14 protein-coding genes are annotated in these 16,245 nt (G+C 43.3%); all 14 read left to right on the forward strand.

What is annotated here, in order from left to right; translation table 11 throughout:
• Positions 1-18 precede the first annotated feature (18 nt).
• The 14 genes from flgD to HNW13_RS02845 all read left to right on the forward strand — a co-directional run bounded on the left by flgD (position 19) and on the right by HNW13_RS02845 (position 16,243).
• Positions 19-804: a flagellar hook assembly protein FlgD gene (gene flgD / locus HNW13_RS02780; protein ID WP_192115351.1), complete on the forward strand. Its 786-nt coding sequence runs from the start codon at positions 19-21 to the stop codon at positions 802-804.
• A gap of 60 nt (positions 805-864) precedes the next feature.
• A complete protein-coding gene (flgE, locus tag HNW13_RS02785; RefSeq protein ID WP_192115350.1) occupies positions 865-2,262 on the forward strand; it encodes a flagellar hook protein FlgE in 1,398 nt (465 codons plus the stop codon).
• A gap of 288 nt (positions 2,263-2,550) precedes the next feature.
• Positions 2,551-3,294, forward strand: coding sequence for a flagellar basal-body rod protein FlgF (flgF, locus tag HNW13_RS02790; protein WP_192115349.1), 744 nt, complete (start codon positions 2,551-2,553; stop codon positions 3,292-3,294).
• Positions 3,295-3,305: 11 nt separating this feature from the next.
• On the forward strand, positions 3,306-4,094 hold the full coding sequence (gene flgG, locus HNW13_RS02795; RefSeq protein ID WP_059747897.1) for a flagellar basal-body rod protein FlgG: 789 nt from the start codon (positions 3,306-3,308) through the stop codon (positions 4,092-4,094).
• Between the two features lie 9 nt (positions 4,095-4,103).
• Positions 4,104-4,778 (forward strand): flagellar basal body L-ring protein FlgH, encoded by a 675-nt coding sequence (gene flgH / locus HNW13_RS02800; protein WP_124730228.1) that lies wholly within the window; start codon positions 4,104-4,106, stop codon positions 4,776-4,778.
• Positions 4,779-4,788: 10 nt separating this feature from the next.
• Entirely contained in the window at positions 4,789-5,886 is a 1,098-nt protein-coding gene (locus tag HNW13_RS02805; protein ID WP_124730229.1) for a flagellar basal body P-ring protein FlgI, read from the forward strand.
• A 17-nt stretch (positions 5,887-5,903) separates the two neighbouring features.
• Positions 5,904-7,088 carry a flagellar assembly peptidoglycan hydrolase FlgJ gene (flgJ, locus tag HNW13_RS02810; protein WP_192115348.1) on the forward strand — a complete coding sequence of 395 codons (1,185 nt, stop codon included), beginning with the start codon at positions 5,904-5,906 and terminating at the stop codon, positions 7,086-7,088.
• Positions 7,088-9,004, forward strand: a complete 1,917-nt coding sequence (gene flgK, locus HNW13_RS02815; protein ID WP_192115347.1) for a flagellar hook-associated protein FlgK — start codon at positions 7,088-7,090, stop codon at positions 9,002-9,004. The genes flgJ and flgK overlap by 1 nt, the downstream gene beginning before the upstream one ends.
• A 10-nt stretch (positions 9,005-9,014) precedes the next feature.
• Positions 9,015-10,229: a flagellar hook-associated protein FlgL gene (gene flgL / locus HNW13_RS02820; RefSeq protein ID WP_192115346.1), complete on the forward strand. Its 1,215-nt coding sequence runs from the start codon at positions 9,015-9,017 to the stop codon at positions 10,227-10,229.
• A 207-nt stretch (positions 10,230-10,436) separates the two neighbouring features.
• Positions 10,437-11,960 (forward strand): flagellin, encoded by a 1,524-nt coding sequence (locus HNW13_RS02825; RefSeq protein WP_192115345.1) that lies wholly within the window; start codon positions 10,437-10,439, stop codon positions 11,958-11,960.
• Between the two features lie 242 nt (positions 11,961-12,202).
• Positions 12,203-13,723, forward strand: coding sequence for a flagellin (locus HNW13_RS02830; protein WP_208062792.1), 1,521 nt, complete (start codon positions 12,203-12,205; stop codon positions 13,721-13,723).
• A gap of 193 nt (positions 13,724-13,916) precedes the next feature.
• Positions 13,917-14,333 carry a flagellar protein FlaG gene (locus HNW13_RS02835; RefSeq protein ID WP_192115343.1) on the forward strand — a complete coding sequence of 139 codons (417 nt, stop codon included), beginning with the start codon at positions 13,917-13,919 and terminating at the stop codon, positions 14,331-14,333.
• Between the two features lie 82 nt (positions 14,334-14,415).
• The gene (gene fliD / locus HNW13_RS02840; protein WP_192115342.1) at positions 14,416-15,783 is read left to right on the forward strand and encodes a flagellar filament capping protein FliD; all 1,368 of its coding nucleotides are present in this window, start codon (positions 14,416-14,418) and stop codon (positions 15,781-15,783) included.
• A gap of 127 nt (positions 15,784-15,910) precedes the next feature.
• Positions 15,911-16,243, forward strand: a complete 333-nt coding sequence (locus HNW13_RS02845; RefSeq protein WP_243756160.1) for a flagella biosynthesis chaperone for FliD, FliT — start codon at positions 15,911-15,913, stop codon at positions 16,241-16,243.
• The last annotated feature ends 2 nt before the right edge of the window (positions 16,244-16,245 follow it).

The raw sequence follows: 16,245 nt of genomic DNA on the forward strand, positions 1-16,245 counted from the left end.
TGACTCAAGGAGGTAACAATGAGCCTCATTAATTCTTACAGTCAGTCTTTACCGCAACAATCCAGTAGTGCATCTAATACTAGCGCTACTACGAAAAGTTCAGTACAGACAAATACAACTAGCACTACGACTGGTAATCCTTTTCTTGACGGCATTCGTTTGCCTGAAGAGAGTGCTATTCCTGAATCAAAAGATCAGATGTTAAAGCAAGAAGATTTTTTTGCTTTACTCAGTCAACAGTTGTCGATGCAAGATCCTTTTAAACCGGTTGATAATGATCAAATGATTGCTCAAATGGCATCGTTTTCTACAGTCGATGGTATTTCAAATCTTAATGATGAAATCCTTAACCTTAATACTGTGATGAGTTCTAGCCAGGCGTTACAAGCTTCAGGCCTGGTGGGTCGTAAAGTACTTATTCCATCTGATACCGGTGCTATTTCGACTGAAAGCTCTGAGATTAAGGGGGTTATTAGTACACCATCTGCAATCGAATCGATTACGGTTAGGGTTGAGGATGAGTCGGGCCAGCTTATTAAGAGCTTTAATGTTGACGGCAGTAAAGGCGGCAATATTGATGTGACTTGGGATGGCTTAGATAAAAATGGCGACCCTGCCAAAGCGGGTAGTTACGCGATTAAGGCCAGTGGTAAAGTTGATGGAACGTCACAAGATTTAGCGGTATCGACTTACGCTCATGTTACCAGTGTGTCATTGGGCACAGTCGCGACCGGAGCCATTTTGAATTTGCGTGGAGTAGGCGGAATTAAGTTATCTGACGTACTCGCAGTATCTGAAACATAGTACGCCCAATAACAGATTATTGGCTGTATTAATAAATGAATTAATTGTGAGAGGTGATCTATGTCATTTAACATTGCACTGAGTGGTATTGCTGCCGCGCAAAAAGACTTAAATACAACGGCGAATAACATCGCTAACGTCAATACTATTGGTTTTAAAGAGTCGCGAGCAGAATTTGCCGACGTATATGCCAATTCTATTTTTTCTAACAGTAAAACCGCTGTGGGTGGTGGTGCAACTACCACACAGGTTGCACAGCAGTTTCATCAAGGTAGCTTACAATTTACCAGCAACTCGTTGGATATGGCGATCAGTGGTGGTGGCTTCTTTGTTACCTCATCAGAACTAGGCTCTCAAGATCAGTCATACACCCGTGCTGGTGCGTTTAAAGTTGACTCAGCCAATTATATGGTCGACTCAGCGGGTAATTTTTTACAAGGTTTCCCGGTGGATGAAGATGGTGGTTCAACTTCGGTGAGTTTAACCACCACTCAGCCGATTAAAATTCCAGACACTGCTGGGAGTCCTGTTAAAACCGAAAATGTTGGTTTGCAGATGAATCTTAATGTCAGTGAAACAGCATTAGACCCAGCTAATTTTAATCCTGCTGATTCTGATACCTTTAATAATTCCACCTCAGTGACGATTTATGATTCATTAGGTGAGTCGCATATTATGACCACTTATTTCATTAAACCGACCAATGGTTCATTTACTGGTGAAAGTAATTGGGTGGCTTTTTATGCTGTAGATGGCGAACCGGTTGATGTAAATGGAGCCGGTACTTATGATACAGATAGTGATGGTGATGGTGCTGGTGGTGGTGCTAGTGATGTAGCTGGCACCGCATCAGCTACAAATCCTAGTACTGCAGCATCTGGCGCTGGTACATGGTCTGGTGCGGTACTTACCTTTAATTCCGCAGGTGCTTATATTGGCAGTGACCCTGCGACTATCACTACAGAGGCTCTTGGTACTGGTGCTGCTGCGGCTTTAGGTCCTGGGGCTGATGGTACTCAGACTCTGACGATAAAATTCAACAACCCAACTCAGTATTCTTCTCCGTTTGAAGTGACTGAATTGACTCAAGATGGTATTACCGTGGGCCGATTAACCAATGTAGGTATTGGTTCAGATGGTTTAATTACCGCCAGTTACAGTAATGGCTCAACGGTTCCGTTATCACGTGTGGCATTAGTGCGTTTTGCTAACGAGCAAGGTATGACTCAAGTGGGTAATACGTCTTGGAAAGCCAGTATCGATTCGGGCCCAGCATTAGCCGGAGAAGCCAACAGCGGTACATTTGGTAGTATTCGTTCATCTGCGCTTGAGCAATCAAACGTTGACTTAACCACTGAGCTGGTTGATTTAATCTCGGCTCAGCGTAACTTCCAGGCTAACTCGCGTACGCTTGAAGTCAACAACACTTTGAACCAAACCATATTACAAATCCGCTAAGTTTACGTTTACCTTTACCTTATTAATTTATGTTTACGTGATAATAGGTGTTGCCGTTTACGGCAACACCTTGCCTTTATCCTTGTTATTGTTACTCCTCGCTACTCTTTGTTATTACCTCACTAGTGTTGATAGATGCTTTTTTGACACTCACGCGTTATTCATTAATTTTATTGATTAACCGATTCATGTAGTTACCTCCTTACAACACAACCTAAATCTCATTGGCATGATGCTTGCTTATTCTTTGTATATAGTGTTTTTGCAGAAAGTTTGACGGAGCAAAAAATGGACAAATTTCTTTATATTGCCATGAGTGGCGCAAAGCAGGGGATGAATGCCCTAGCAGTGAGTGCGAACAATCTTGCTAACGCCAATACTGATGGATTTAAAGCTGACATGGTCCAAGCCCGTTCAATGCAGGCATTTGGTGAAGGCTTGCCTACTCGGGTATTTTCGATGATGGAAAGCCCAGGCAGTAATTTTAACGGTGGTCCTATTAAAACCACTGGTCGTGACCTTGATATTGCGGTTAAGGGTGATGGCTGGCTTGCAGTGCAAGCGGCAGATGGTTCTGAAGGATACACCCGTGCAGGTAGTTTAAAAATTGACAGTACTGGCTTGTTATTAAATAGCAGTAATCGCCCGGTAATGGGCGCTTCGGGTCCAATTGTGTTGCCTATCCCAGTTGAAAAAATAGAAATTTCGGCCAACGGTATTATTTCAGTACGCCCGCAAGGCGCTACCGCTGAAGTAATAGAAGAGGTTGCGCGGATTAAATTAGTTAATCCGGGCAACGAAAACCTAATGCGTGGTGAAGATGGTTTGTTCCGTCTAACTGCGGGTGGCAATGCGCCGAACGACCCTGGTGTTGAAATTGAACGTGGTGCGGTTGAAGGCAGTAACGTCAATTCAGTACATGAAATGGTCGCCATGATTGATATTCAACGTCAATACGAAATGCAAGTCAAAATGATGAAGAACGCTGAAGAGATTGATCGAGCGTCCACTTCCTTGATGAGAATTAGTTAGGAGTAATTATTATGCATCCAGCGTTATGGATAAGTAAAACCGGTGTCGACGCCCAGCAAACTAACATTGCCGTTATTTCAAATAACGTGGCTAACGCCAGCACGGTGGGATTTAAAAAAAGCCGTGCAGTTTTTGAAGATTTACTCTATCAAACGGTAAATCAAGCCGGTGGTATTAGCTCAGAAAACAGCAAGTTACCTAATGGTTTAAACATTGGTGCGGGTACTAAAGTGGTTGCCACCCAAAAAATGTTTACCCAAGGCAACATGCTGACTACCGATAACTCATTAGATTTAATGATTGAAGGTTCGGGCTTTTTTGAAGTGCAAATGCCAGATGGCACCGCAGCCTACACGCGTAACGGCCAGTTCAGCTTAGATGATACCGGCCAAATCGTAACACCGGGTTCTGGTTATGTGGTGCAACCGCCTATTACCATTCCAGATGACTCCACCAGTATTACGGTATCGTCATCGGGTGAAGTGTCAGTGCAAACACCAGGTACAGCCGCCAGCCAGGTTATTGGCCAGTTAACCATGACCGATTTTATTAATCCGGCAGGTTTAGACCCACTAGGGCAAAACTTGTATACCGAAACAGGTGCAAGCGGTACGCCTATTCAAGGCACCGCGTCACAAGACGGTTTAGGTTCTATTCGCCAAGGGGCACTTGAAACCTCTAACGTCAATGTGACAGAAGAATTGGTCAACCTTATTCAAGGTCAACGCATTTACGAGATGAACTCTAAAGTTATCTCAGCCGTTGATCAAATGTTGTCTTATATTAATCAGAATCTCTAAGGAGCTAACATGATTAAATACATTGCGTTAGCCTCAGTTGTGTTATTGGTTGGCTGTAGCTCAACCGCCAAAAAACCGATTGCTGATGATCCATTTTATGCGCCGGTATACCCAGATACAGTACCTACGCAAGTGGCGCCAACGGGATCTATTTATCTTGATAGCCAAGCATCAAGCTTGTATTCCGATATTCGTGCCCATCGCGTTGGCGACATTATTACCGTCACCTTAAAAGAGTCCACTCAAGCGTCAAAAAGCGCCAATAACGAAATCAAAAAAGGCTCCGATTTAAGCGTTCAGCCCGTTTATGCCGGCGGTAAAAATATTTCCATCAGTGGCGTGCCAATTGATTTGGGATATTCAGACAGCATGAATACCAAGCGTGAGTCTGATGCTGATCAATCTAACAGTTTAGATGGCAGTATTTCGGCCAATATTATCCAGGTGCTCAGTAACGGCAACCTGGTGATCCGCGGTGAAAAATGGATTTCTATTAACAACGGTGATGAGTTTATTCGTGTCACCGGCATGATCCGCAGTGAAGACATTAATCCCGACAACACCATAGATTCGACACGAGTGGCTAACGCTCGTATTCAGTATAGCGGTACCGGTACGTTTGCTGACTCCCAAAAAGTCGGTTGGCTGAGTTCATTCTTTATGAGTGACTGGTGGCCTTTTTAAGGAGTAATGCATGAAAATTAACCTGATTTTAACGGCTGTTGCATCAATATTAATGCTAGCCGCGCCTGCACATGCTGAACGGATTAAAGATATCGCCAGTATTCAAGGGGTACGGAGTAACCAGTTAGTCGGTTACGGCTTAGTGGTGGGTTTGCCGGGTACTGGCGAAAAAACCAGTTACACCGAACAGACCTTCAGAACCATGCTCAAAAATTTCGGTATTAATTTACCCGACTCTGTTCGCCCTAATTCAAAAAACGTTGCCGTTGTTGCGGTGCATGCCGAAATGCCGGCCTTTATTAAGCCGGGTCAAAATCTTGACATTACCGTGTCTAGTTTAGGCGAAGCAAAAAGTTTACGTGGCGGCACCTTATTACAAACCTTCTTAAAAGGGGTCGATGGCAATGTGTATGCCATTGCGCAGGGCAGCTTAATTGTCAGTGGTTTTAGTGCTGAAGGGCTTGATGGCTCATTGGTGATCCAAAATACCCCAACGGTTGGCCGCATCCCTGGTGGTGCCATTGTTGAGCGCAGTGTTATCAGCCCGTTTGCTAGCGGTGATTATTTAACCTTTAATTTGCGTCGCTCAGACTTTTCTACCGCTAAACGTACTGCCGATGCGATTAACGATTTACTGGGCCCAGACATGGCAAAAGCCATTGATGCCACCTCTATTCAAGTGAGTGCACCACGCGATGCATCACAGCGGGTATCATTTTTATCGGTATTAGAAAACATAGAAGTTATCCCGGCGGAAGAATCAGCCAAAGTGATTGTGAACTCACGTACCGGCACCATAGTGGTTGGCCAAAACGTTAAGTTATTGCCCGCGGCAGTCACTCACGGCGGGTTAACCGTCACCATTGCCGAGGCAACTCAGGTATCGCAGCCCAACGCATTAGCCGGTGGTAATACCGTTGTTACCACTAACAGCACCATTGATGTGTCAGAAAAAGATCGTCGTATGTTTATGTTTAATCCAGGCACCACACTTGATGAGCTCGTAAGAGCCGTGAATTTAGTGGGCGCAGCACCATCAGACGTACTTGCCATACTCGAAGCGTTAAAAATGGCAGGCGCTTTGCATGGTGAACTTATCATTATCTAATAATTGTCGGAATGACCATGGAAAAGTTGTCAGCTTCATCGAACTTTCTGGATCTAGGAGGACTAGATTCACTTCGTGTCCAAGCCCAGAAAGACGAGAAGGGGGCACTTAAAGAAGCGGCAAAGCAATTTGAAGGTATCTTTATTCAAATGCTAATGAAAAGCATGCGAGATGCTAATGCCGCGTTTAAGTCAGACAATCCGATGAACAGCGAAACCACCGCATTTTTTGAACAAATGCGCGATCAACAAATGTCGGTCGATTTATCAAGTAAAGGCATGCTGGGGCTAGCTGAGCTTATGGTGCAGCAATTAGATCCAGAAGACAGCCCCATTACGCCAGCATCAGTATTGCGTGGCAATAGTGATTATAAAGTTAACCCAAGTATGTTTGTTGCTCCAGCAACAGAGTTAGATAAAGACACCTTAGATATTATTGCGCCAAAAGATCAAATAGCCGCATCGCATTCTGTTATCGGCCATTCAGTTACAGCCCATTCTGTAATCGATAGCGCCGAATCGATGCGACCAATGTCAGCTCAGTTTACTAATGTGTTAGACGGTGAGCAGTTTACTAATGTGTTAGACGGTGAGCAGTTAAACAGTGTGTTACGCGGTGAGCAATTAGCCAGTCAAGCGGTACAAATAGGCAAAGTATTGCCGCCAACAGATGTTACTGCACCAAAAGCTAAAGGTATTGCAGTGAGTCAGTTTACTAGCCCAGAACATTTTATTTCAGTGTTATATCCCCATGCTGAAAAAGCGGCTAAATCGTTGGGCACTACAGCTGAAGTGCTAATTGCCCAGTCGGCGTTAGAAACCGGTTGGGGCCAAAAAGTGGTACGCCGTAACGACGGCACTATGAGCCATAACCTGTTTAACATTAAAGCAGACAAGCGTTGGCAAGGTGATAAAACCTCAGTCAATACGTTGGAATTTGAAAAGGGCATTGCGGTGCAACAAAAAGCGGATTTCAGAATGTATGACAACCTTGAACAGAGCTTTAATGACTTTGTGTCATTTATTAGCCAAGGCGATCGTTATCAGGATGCGCGTAAAGTTGCAGCTGAACCAACGCAATTTATTAAAGCATTGCAAAAAGCCGGTTACGCCACCGACCCTCAATATGCCAATAAAGTCATCAACGTGATGAAGTCGGTAACAGAAGGCCTTAAATCTATATTACCTGTGGAGACTAAATAATGTCGATTGACTTACTCAATATCGCTCGCACAGGCGTTCAAGCATCTCAAGCTCAGTTAGGGGTGACCAGTAATAACATTGCCAATGCCAATACTGAAGGTTACAACCGTCAGGTTGCGACTCAAGCTTCAACTGAGTCGCAACGTCTAGGTAATAATTTTTACGGTACTGGTACGTATGTGTCCGATGTTAAACGTGTTTACAACGAATTTGCTGCGCGTGAATTACGCATCGGCCAAACAAGTATGAGTGCGGCTGAAACGTCGTACAGTAAGTTGAGTGAGTTAGATCAAATTTATTCTCAAATTGGCAAAATGGTGCCAGAAAATCTAAACAACTTTTTTGCCAGCATCAATAGTGTCGCCGATTTACCCACAGATTTAGGTATTCGCACAAGCAGCTTAAGTTCTGCGCAGCAGTTGGCCATTGGCTTAAATCAAATGCAATCACAACTTGATGGCCAGGTGAAACAAACCAATAACCAAATAGAATCTATTACCACTCGTATTAATGAAATTAGTAAAGAGCTAGGCAACATCAATTTAGAGTTGATGAAATCTCAAGATCAAGACAGCCAAGTACTAGACAAACAAGACGCACTCATTTTAGAGCTCAGCCAATATGCGCAGGTTAATGTTATTCCGTTAGATACCGGCGCAAAGTCAATTATGCTCGGTGGCTCAGTAATGTTGGTATCGGGTGAAGTGTCGATGAAAATGGGCATGAGTACCGGCGACCCTTACCCAAATGAACCACGTATTAATGCTTCTATTGGTGACAAAACCCTTAATGTTGATCCGTCTAAATTGGGCGGTCAACTTGGCGCATTATTTTCATTTAGAGATGACACCTTATTACCAGCCAGCACTGAACTCGGCCAATTAGCCTTAGGCATTGCAGACACCTTTAACGAAATGCAGTCCAAAGGTTTTGATTTAAACGGTGCCGTTGGTAGCGATATTTTTCGTGATATCAATAACCCGTTAATGGCAACAGGCCGCGCGGGCGGCTATTCAACTAATTCGCCTACAGCTGCATTATCGGTCAACATTGACGATGTGGGTGCATTGTCTGGTAGCAGTTATGAATTGAGCTTTACCACCGCCGATGGCTATCAACTTAAAGATACTCAAACCGGTAAAGCAACCCCATTCGCATTATCGGGTAGCCAACTCACAACCGAAGCTGGTTTTAGCATTAATATCGTTGCCATTGAAGATGGCGATAAATTTGAAATTCGCCCAACCGCCGGTGCCGCCACGGGATTAAAAGTGGTCATGACCGACCCTGAAGGCATTGCAGCTGCTGGGCCGACGTTAACCTCTGCCACAACAAACTCGGGTAATACTTCAGTTAGCTTAAACAGCATGGACTCAAGTGTGGCCGGTTTTCAAGGTACTGCAACCGGTTCATCAATTACGTTTACCATTGATACCGCCGCCAATACTTATCAAGCATTTAATAGTGCAGGTGTTTCATTAGGCCCAAGCACCTCATATACAGGTAACAACATCAATGCCTTTGGTATGGACTTTGATATTACATCAAGTGGTACCGCCACCGCCGACAGATTTACGTTCGACTTAGCCTTTGCCGAAGGCAATAACAGCAATGCTGTCGAAATGGCAAAATTATCAGACGTCAAATTAATGAATAACGGCACTGGCACGTTAACCAGCGTATTCGAAAATACTAAACTCGATATCGGTAGCCAAACTAAGTCTGCTGAAGTGCGCGTCGGCTCAGCGACAGCAATATATCAACAAGCTAGTAACCGGGTGCAAAGTGAATCTGGCGTCAATCTTGATGAAGAAGCAGCAAATTTATTGCGCTTTCAACAATCTTATCAAGCAGCCGCCAGAATTATGACTACAGCACAAACCATTTTCGATACTTTATTAAGCTCGGTTCGCTAGGAGATACATCATGAGAATTTCTACCGGACAGATGTTTCAGCAAAACACCAATAGCATATTAAATAAGCAATCGGCCACCAATTCCATCATTGCGCAAATTTCTAGCGGTAAAAAAGTCAATACAGCAGGTGATGACCCAGTTGCTGCCATTGGTATTGATAACCTAAAGCAAAAAAATGCTCTGGTGGATCAATTTATTAAAAACATTGATTACGCCACTAGCCACATTCAACAAGCCGAAAGTCAGTTGGGCCAGGCTGATACCTTAGTTGGCAGCATGAAAGAGTCTGTGCTGCGCGGCATAAACGGCAGCATGACCTCCGCCGAGCGGCAAGTGATTGCCGATGATATGCGTCAAAGTCTTGAACAATTAATGTCCATTGCCAATACCAAAGACGAGTCAGGTAATTATATTTTTGCTGGCAATAAAACCAACAGTGCCCCCTTTGCATTCAATAATAATGGTGATGTGGTTTACAGCGGTGATTCCGGTATTCGTAAAAGCAATATTGCTGCAGGGGTACAAGTTAATACCAATGTGCCAGGCGACGCCGCCTTTATGAATGCCCCAAATGCCATGGGTGATTATGGCGTCAATTATTTGCCGTCTCAGCAAGGCGACTTTGTGGTTAGTAGCGCCAAAATCGTACCTCAAATACCGGCGGTTGCGCATATTGCTGATATTTATAGCTTTAAATTTAGCGATGACGGTGCTGGTGGTCTCAATGTAGAGGTGAGCGACAGTACGCCAACTATCATCTCAGCAGCAGCTCCCTTCGACGCTTCAGTGCCGATTAAGTTTAGAGACATGGAAGTAACAATAGACGGCAAGCCTGCAGTTAATGACGTCTTTACTGTCGAACAACAGCCGCAAGTCAGTATTTTCGATACCTTCAGCAAGGCTATCACCTTATTCGAAAGTGGTGACGACGCACAAACACCTGCAGGTCAGTCAGAGTTGGCACAGCTCTTGAATAACATTGACAGTGGCGTCAATCAAATGAGTCAGCAACGTAGCTTAACCGGCAACAGCTTAAAAGTGCTGCAACAGTATAGCGACAATCACACTGATGAAAAATTGATTAACACCTCGGCATTATCAAAGTTAGAAGACTTAGATTTTGCCTCGGCAATTACCGAATTTGAAAAGCAACAACTCGCACTTAGCGCAGCATCGAGTTTGTTCAGTAAGGTGAGTTCGACCAGTTTGTTTGACTATATATAATAAGTAGTAAATTTAGTTCGTTATAAGGTCTTTTGTAAGAGGTTTTCTAAGCACTTATTTAGGCTCGTATAATAAAGGTTTTGATAAAGGCGCTTACAGAAAGGCCTTTATAAAAAGACACGTTACACCACACATTAAACAGTTTAATGATTAACCGTTTAGCCAAGCTCCGAGTCTTGGCGTTCAACTAAGAAGAGGATTTTACCTATGGCTATTTCAGTTAATACCAACATCACATCAATGAAGTCACAGCTCAGCTTAAATAAAGCAAACAGTAACCTTTCAACGTCAATGGAGCGCTTATCTACCGGTATGCGCATCAACAGCGCCAAAGATGACGCCGCAGGCTTGCAAATCTCTAACCGTATGTCGAGCCAAATCAATGGTATCGGTGTCGCCATGCGTAATGCTAACGACGGTATTTCGATGGCGCAAACCGCTGAAGGAGCAATGCAAGAATCGACTAACATTTTGCAGCGTATGCGTGACTTATCTTTACAGTCGGCTAACGGCTCAAACTCATCATCGGACCGAACTGCGATGCAAAAAGAATTATCGGCCTTGCAAAGTGAGTTAACTCGTATCGCCGATACCACCTCCTTCGGCAGCAGCAAGTTGGTAGACGGTTCGTTTGGTACTAAAAACTTCCAAATTGGCGCTAACGCCAACGAAACAATCTCATTAACCATGGGCGATGTATCAGCAGCTGCGATTGGCCGTAAATATCAAAGCTTTGACGATACGGGAACAGTCCAAGCTACAGCCACTCCTGGCACTGAGGCTGCAGCAGGGTCTTTGTCTATCGATATAGGTGGTAAAGTTTCAGCAATAGCACTTCAAGCCGATATGACCAAACAAGATGTTCAAGATAAAATTAATAGCCTTGACGGTATTAGTGATGTAACTGTTACTGGCGGGGAATCTATTGCAGCAACACCAGCGACACAGGCAACTGCTTCAATGTCTGCAATCACTGTTGCTGACGGTGAGACTTTGGCGCTAGATATTGGTGGTCAAGCTATTACTTTGACAGGAACTTCGGATGCAACTGCGGATGCGGCTACATTTAAAACGGCCATCGAGGCAGCTGCAACTACGGCTGGTCTTACAACAGTTGAAACAGGTGGTGCATATGCTTTTACTGGGCCTGCTAGTGGCGCCCAGTTTACTCTAGGTACTGACCTTACTGCGACAAATACTAGCTCAACATCTGTAACGTTTGGCACAGCAGCTCAAACTGGTGATGGTTCTTCTGATTTTGCAGCATTTAGCGCAACCACTACCAATGGTGCGGCGGCAACAGCAGCATCTACCACTGATTTCACTATCGACTTAACCAATGCCAAACTAGACACTGGTATTACAGCTGTCTCGGTTGCAGGAACAGATATGACCTTAGCGGCAGGGACTACATTTAAGTCTGTTGCCGGTGTTAATTTAAGTACTCAAGACGGAGCTCAAGATGCAATAGGCGTTATTGATGCAGCGATTGCGAGTATTGATAGTCAGCGCGCTGATTTAGGTGCGGTGCAAAACCGCATGAATTTTACTATCAGTAACTTAAGTAACGTACAAACTAACGTAACCGATGCGCGTAGCCGTATTCAAGATGTAGACTTTGCGTCAGAAACTGCGCAGTTAACTAAGCAGCAGATTTTATCGCAAACCTCTTCAGCGATGTTAGCTCAGGCTAACCAGTTACCACAAACAGCGCTATCATTGCTAGGTTAATATATTAGTACAATAAGCAGAGCTAAGTTCGCTCATGCATTAAATGGAAGCAGACTGCTAGGTAGTCTGCTTTTTTGTTGTTTGTTTTTAAATGATTTTAATATCATTTTCTTGTAGATTATTATTTTTTGAGATTTTAGCTAAAGGTTTTTTAGTGCGTGCCGTTACAGTGTATGTAGAAAATAAACTTCGCCTGACAGTACTGACAGGCACTATTTAAGTTAGGTAGAGGGCAAAAAATTATGGCTATTTCAGTTAACACTAACGTCACTTCGATGAAGTCTCAGAATTCGTTAAATAGCGCCAACAGCAAACTGTCGACATCAATGGAGCGCCTATCTACTGGTATGCGTATTAACAGCGCCAAAGATGACGCTGCGGGTTTACAAATCTCTAACCGCATGTCGAGCCAAATTAACGGTATCGGTGTCGCGATGCGTAATGCTAACGATGGTATTTCAATGGCGCAAACCGCCGAAGGTGCGATGAGTGAGTCGACCAATATTTTACAACGTATGCGTGATTTGTCTTTGCAGTCGGCTAACGGTTCAAACTCAGCTAAAGATCGCACAGCAATGCAAACAGAGATTACCTCGTTACAAGATGAGTTAACCCGTATTGCAGATAGTACTTCTTTTGCGGGTAGTAAATTGGTTGATGGTTCATTCGGCACTAAAAACTTCCAAATTGGCGCTAACGCCAACGAAACAATCTCATTAACCATGGGCGATGTATCAGCAGCTGCGATTGGCCGTAAATATCAAAGCTTTGACGATACGGGAACAGTCCAAGCTACAGCCACTCCTGGCACTGAGGCTGCAGCAGGGTCTTTGTCTATCGATATAGGTGGTAAAGTTTCAGCAATAGCACTTCAAGCCGATATGACCAAACAAGATGTTCAAGATAAAATTAATAGCCTTGACGGTATTAGTGATGTAACTGTTACTGGCGGGGAATCTATTGCAGCAACACCAGCGACACAGGCAACTGCTTCAATGTCTGCAATCACTGTTGCTGACGGTGAGACTTTGGCGCTAGATATTGGTGGTCAAGCTATTACTTTGACAGGAACTTCGGATGCAACTGCGGATGCGGCTACATTTAAAACGGCCATCGAGGCAGCTGCAACTACGGCTGGTCTTACAACAGTTGAAACAGGTGGTGCATATGCTTTTACTGGGCCTGCTAGTGGCGCCCAGTTTACTCTAGGTACTGACCTTACTGCGACAAATACTAGCTCAACATCTGTAACGTTTGGCACAGCAGCTCAAACTGGTGATGGTTCTTCTGATTTTGCAGCATTTAGCGCAACCACTACCAATGGTGCGGCGGCAACAGCAGCATCTACCACTGATTTCACTATCGACTTAACCAATGCCAAACTAGACACTGGTATTACAGCTGTCTCGGTTGCAGGAACAGATATGACCTTAGCGGCAGGGACTACATTTAAGTCTGTTGCCGGTGTTAATTTAAGTACTCAAGACGGAGCTCAAGATGCAATAGGCGTAATTGATGCAGCGATTGCGAGTATTGATAGTCAGCGCGCTGATTTAGGTGCGGTGCAAAACCGCATGAACTTTACTGTCAGTAACTTAAGTAACGTACAAACTAACGTAACCGATGCGCGTAGCCGTATTCAAGATGTAGACTTTGCTTCAGAAACTGCGCAGTTAACTAAGCAGCAGATTTTATCGCAAACCTCTTCTGCGATGCTAGCTCAGGCTAACCAGTTACCACAGACTGCGCTTTCACTACTATAATAGTGATCGACTAAGTTAAGGTAACAGATAGGGAGGATCGCTTGCGATACTCCCTTTTCTGTTTTAAAAACCAAATAAAGTAACATTCACCTCTAATTGATGGTTCGAGTTATCGAAATGGTTAAATCATCAAGATAGAATAAAAAGCTGGTGTGAAATTTGCTTTGTTTTATAAGGTCAGTTGAGGTGTATTATGGATGTCAATGTAACAGTATCAAACAGTAGCCCGCATAAAGAGAGCCTGGCTAACTCAGTTAGCCGGCCTGTTGGTAATCAGGTTGATAGTCGGCCTAATGCGGCTAACGTAGGTTTATCTGCCGAAGATGTTCAAAAAAGCGTCGATAATGTTCGTACCACAGAGCAAGTGAATGCAACGACTCGAGTTGATGCAGAAGAGCTTAATAAAGCAGTCAATGACATTACTGAAAGCATGAGCATGATGCAAAAAGGCTTAGCCTTTAAAGTGGATGAAGATTTAGGCATTCAGGTAGTAAAAGTGATTGATGTCAGCACTGGCGAGCTTATTAGGCAAATGCCCAATGAAGAAGCCTTAGAAATTGCCAAAAAATTAAATGAAGTCACTGGCCTGTTGATGAAAACTGAAGTCTAGCTATGATTTTTGGTAGTTGGTAAGCGTTTTGATTCAGTATTATGTAAATTAGTTTTTAACGTTATAAAAAGCAGAGGTTACTATGGGATTAACATCAGTTGGAATTGGTTCTGGTCTTGATATTGGCGGCATTGTTACTGCGTTGGTCAATGCTGAAAGTGCAGGTAAAATAGCCAGATTTGATGTTAATGAAGGTAAGATTAATGCAGAAATTTCTGGCATTGGCTCATTAAAAAGTGCCATGTCAGAATTTAAAAGCAAATTAACCACCCTGACCAAAACTGAGACGTTTAGTAGTCAAAAAGTCGCCGCATCAACAAAAGAGTACCTTACTGCAACCGTTGATAAAACCGCTGTGTCGGGTAGTTATCAAGTAAAAGTTGAGCAATTAGCCCAAAACCAAAAAGTCGGTTCAGCTGTAGTAACTGATAATGCTACCACCATTGGTACTGGCTCGTTATCCATTGTGGTTGGTAGTGGCGATAGTTTTAATATTGATGTTGAAGCAACAGATACCTTAACTGAAATCATGAACAAAATTAACAGTTCAGATGATAACAATGATGTTACCGCCACTATTATTAACGGTGAGCTAGGGCCGCAATTAGTGCTAGGTTCAAAAAATTCTGGTGAAGAAAATACCATTAGCGTTACCGCAACCGACACAGATGGTAATTCCGGCTTAGCAGATACCTTTTCAATGACAGAGATAACCGCTGCAAAGAGCGCCATTGCATATATAGATGGGGTGAAAGTGGTTTCTCAAACTAATGAAATTGAAGAGGGAATAACTGGGGTTTCGTTGAAGTTAACTGCGGCAGATATTGATAAAACCACCACACTTACCGTAAGTAAAGATACCTCTAAAACTAAAACAGCGATTGAAGGTTTTGTTTCTGCTTATAATTCTGTAATGACCACAATCCAAGGTTTGACCAGTTATGATGCCAGTACTGAAAAAGCGGGTATTTTACAAGGTGATTCGTTACCTCGAAGCATACAAAGTCAAATGCGTAATATGTTATCGAGTCAATTCAGCACTTCTGATGGTAGTCAAATGCTGGCTAACTTGGGTATAACCACCACAAGTAAAGGCTTGCTCGAAATTGACTCGACTAAGTTAACTGAAATGATTGCGAGCGACAAAGGCGCTATTGCTGAGATGTTCAGTACTGAGGATTCTGGGCTGGCGAGTAAAATGTCTACTTTAATGGATGGTTATGTTAAAACCGGTGGCATCATGGACAGTCGTGATACTACACTGGATGAACAACTCAGCCGTCTTGGTGATAGCCGTGAGCAATTAAATACCCGCATGGAAGCCTATAGTGCGCGTTTGTATACTCAATTCAATGCGATGGATTTAGTTGTGGCAAGCTTAAATGCACAGGCCGGTGACATACAATCGCGTATAGATTCGTTACCTGGTGTTGTGAGAGATAATAACTAAGTAGTTTGGGTCGTTGGTCGTTATGAGTATTTGGTTCAATGTTAATAACTGTTACTGAGTTTCTATGTCGTTTTTTTGACTCATGGTTGGTTAAATGAATTTTGAAGGTATTTAAAGAGGTCTTAGGTTGACATACTCACTGAATAGAATAAATGATGTTAATAATAAGCTTATGTATATTATTGATAAAATTGAAAATTCGAAGCCTGAAGATGAAGCTGTTTCTGATCTGGTATCAGAATTGCAATCACTTATTGAGATGCGTCAAAGTTTATTACATGCCTTGGTAGCTGATACTAATTTTACTGACAGAGAGATACTCGAACAGCAGTATGATTTAACTCAGACACTCATAAAACAAAGCCAAAAAATTATGGATTTTAGGCAAACGTTATTACAGGCAGGCAATACCACAAAACGCCAAATTAATGTATATAAAGTAATCGATTCAAATAGGTAGGT

Origin of the sequence: Shewanella sp. BF02_Schw (genome assembly GCF_014596695.2) — a bacterium.
In the GTDB taxonomy this organism is placed as follows: domain Bacteria; phylum Pseudomonadota; class Gammaproteobacteria; order Enterobacterales; family Shewanellaceae; genus Shewanella.

What these genes read in the sequence shown, in the direction of transcription:
- flgD (WP_192115351.1), top strand. Translation starts at nt 19, where the DNA reads ATGAGCCTCATTAATTCTTACAGTCAGTCTTTACCGCAACAATCCAGT.
- flgE (WP_192115350.1), top strand. Translation starts at nt 865, where the DNA reads ATGTCATTTAACATTGCACTGAGTGGTATTGCTGCCGCGCAAAAAGAC.
- flgF (WP_192115349.1), top strand. Translation starts at nt 2,551, where the DNA reads ATGGACAAATTTCTTTATATTGCCATGAGTGGCGCAAAGCAGGGGATG.
- flgG (WP_059747897.1), top strand. Translation starts at nt 3,306, where the DNA reads ATGCATCCAGCGTTATGGATAAGTAAAACCGGTGTCGACGCCCAGCAA.
- flgH (WP_124730228.1), top strand. Translation starts at nt 4,104, where the DNA reads ATGATTAAATACATTGCGTTAGCCTCAGTTGTGTTATTGGTTGGCTGT.
- HNW13_RS02805 (WP_124730229.1), top strand. Translation starts at nt 4,789, where the DNA reads ATGAAAATTAACCTGATTTTAACGGCTGTTGCATCAATATTAATGCTA.
- flgJ (WP_192115348.1), top strand. Translation starts at nt 5,904, where the DNA reads ATGGAAAAGTTGTCAGCTTCATCGAACTTTCTGGATCTAGGAGGACTA.
- flgK (WP_192115347.1), top strand. Translation starts at nt 7,088, where the DNA reads ATGTCGATTGACTTACTCAATATCGCTCGCACAGGCGTTCAAGCATCT.
- flgL (WP_192115346.1), top strand. Translation starts at nt 9,015, where the DNA reads ATGAGAATTTCTACCGGACAGATGTTTCAGCAAAACACCAATAGCATA.
- HNW13_RS02825 (WP_192115345.1), top strand. Translation starts at nt 10,437, where the DNA reads ATGGCTATTTCAGTTAATACCAACATCACATCAATGAAGTCACAGCTC.
- HNW13_RS02830 (WP_208062792.1), top strand. Translation starts at nt 12,203, where the DNA reads ATGGCTATTTCAGTTAACACTAACGTCACTTCGATGAAGTCTCAGAAT.
- HNW13_RS02835 (WP_192115343.1), top strand. Translation starts at nt 13,917, where the DNA reads ATGGATGTCAATGTAACAGTATCAAACAGTAGCCCGCATAAAGAGAGC.
- fliD (WP_192115342.1), top strand. Translation starts at nt 14,416, where the DNA reads ATGGGATTAACATCAGTTGGAATTGGTTCTGGTCTTGATATTGGCGGC.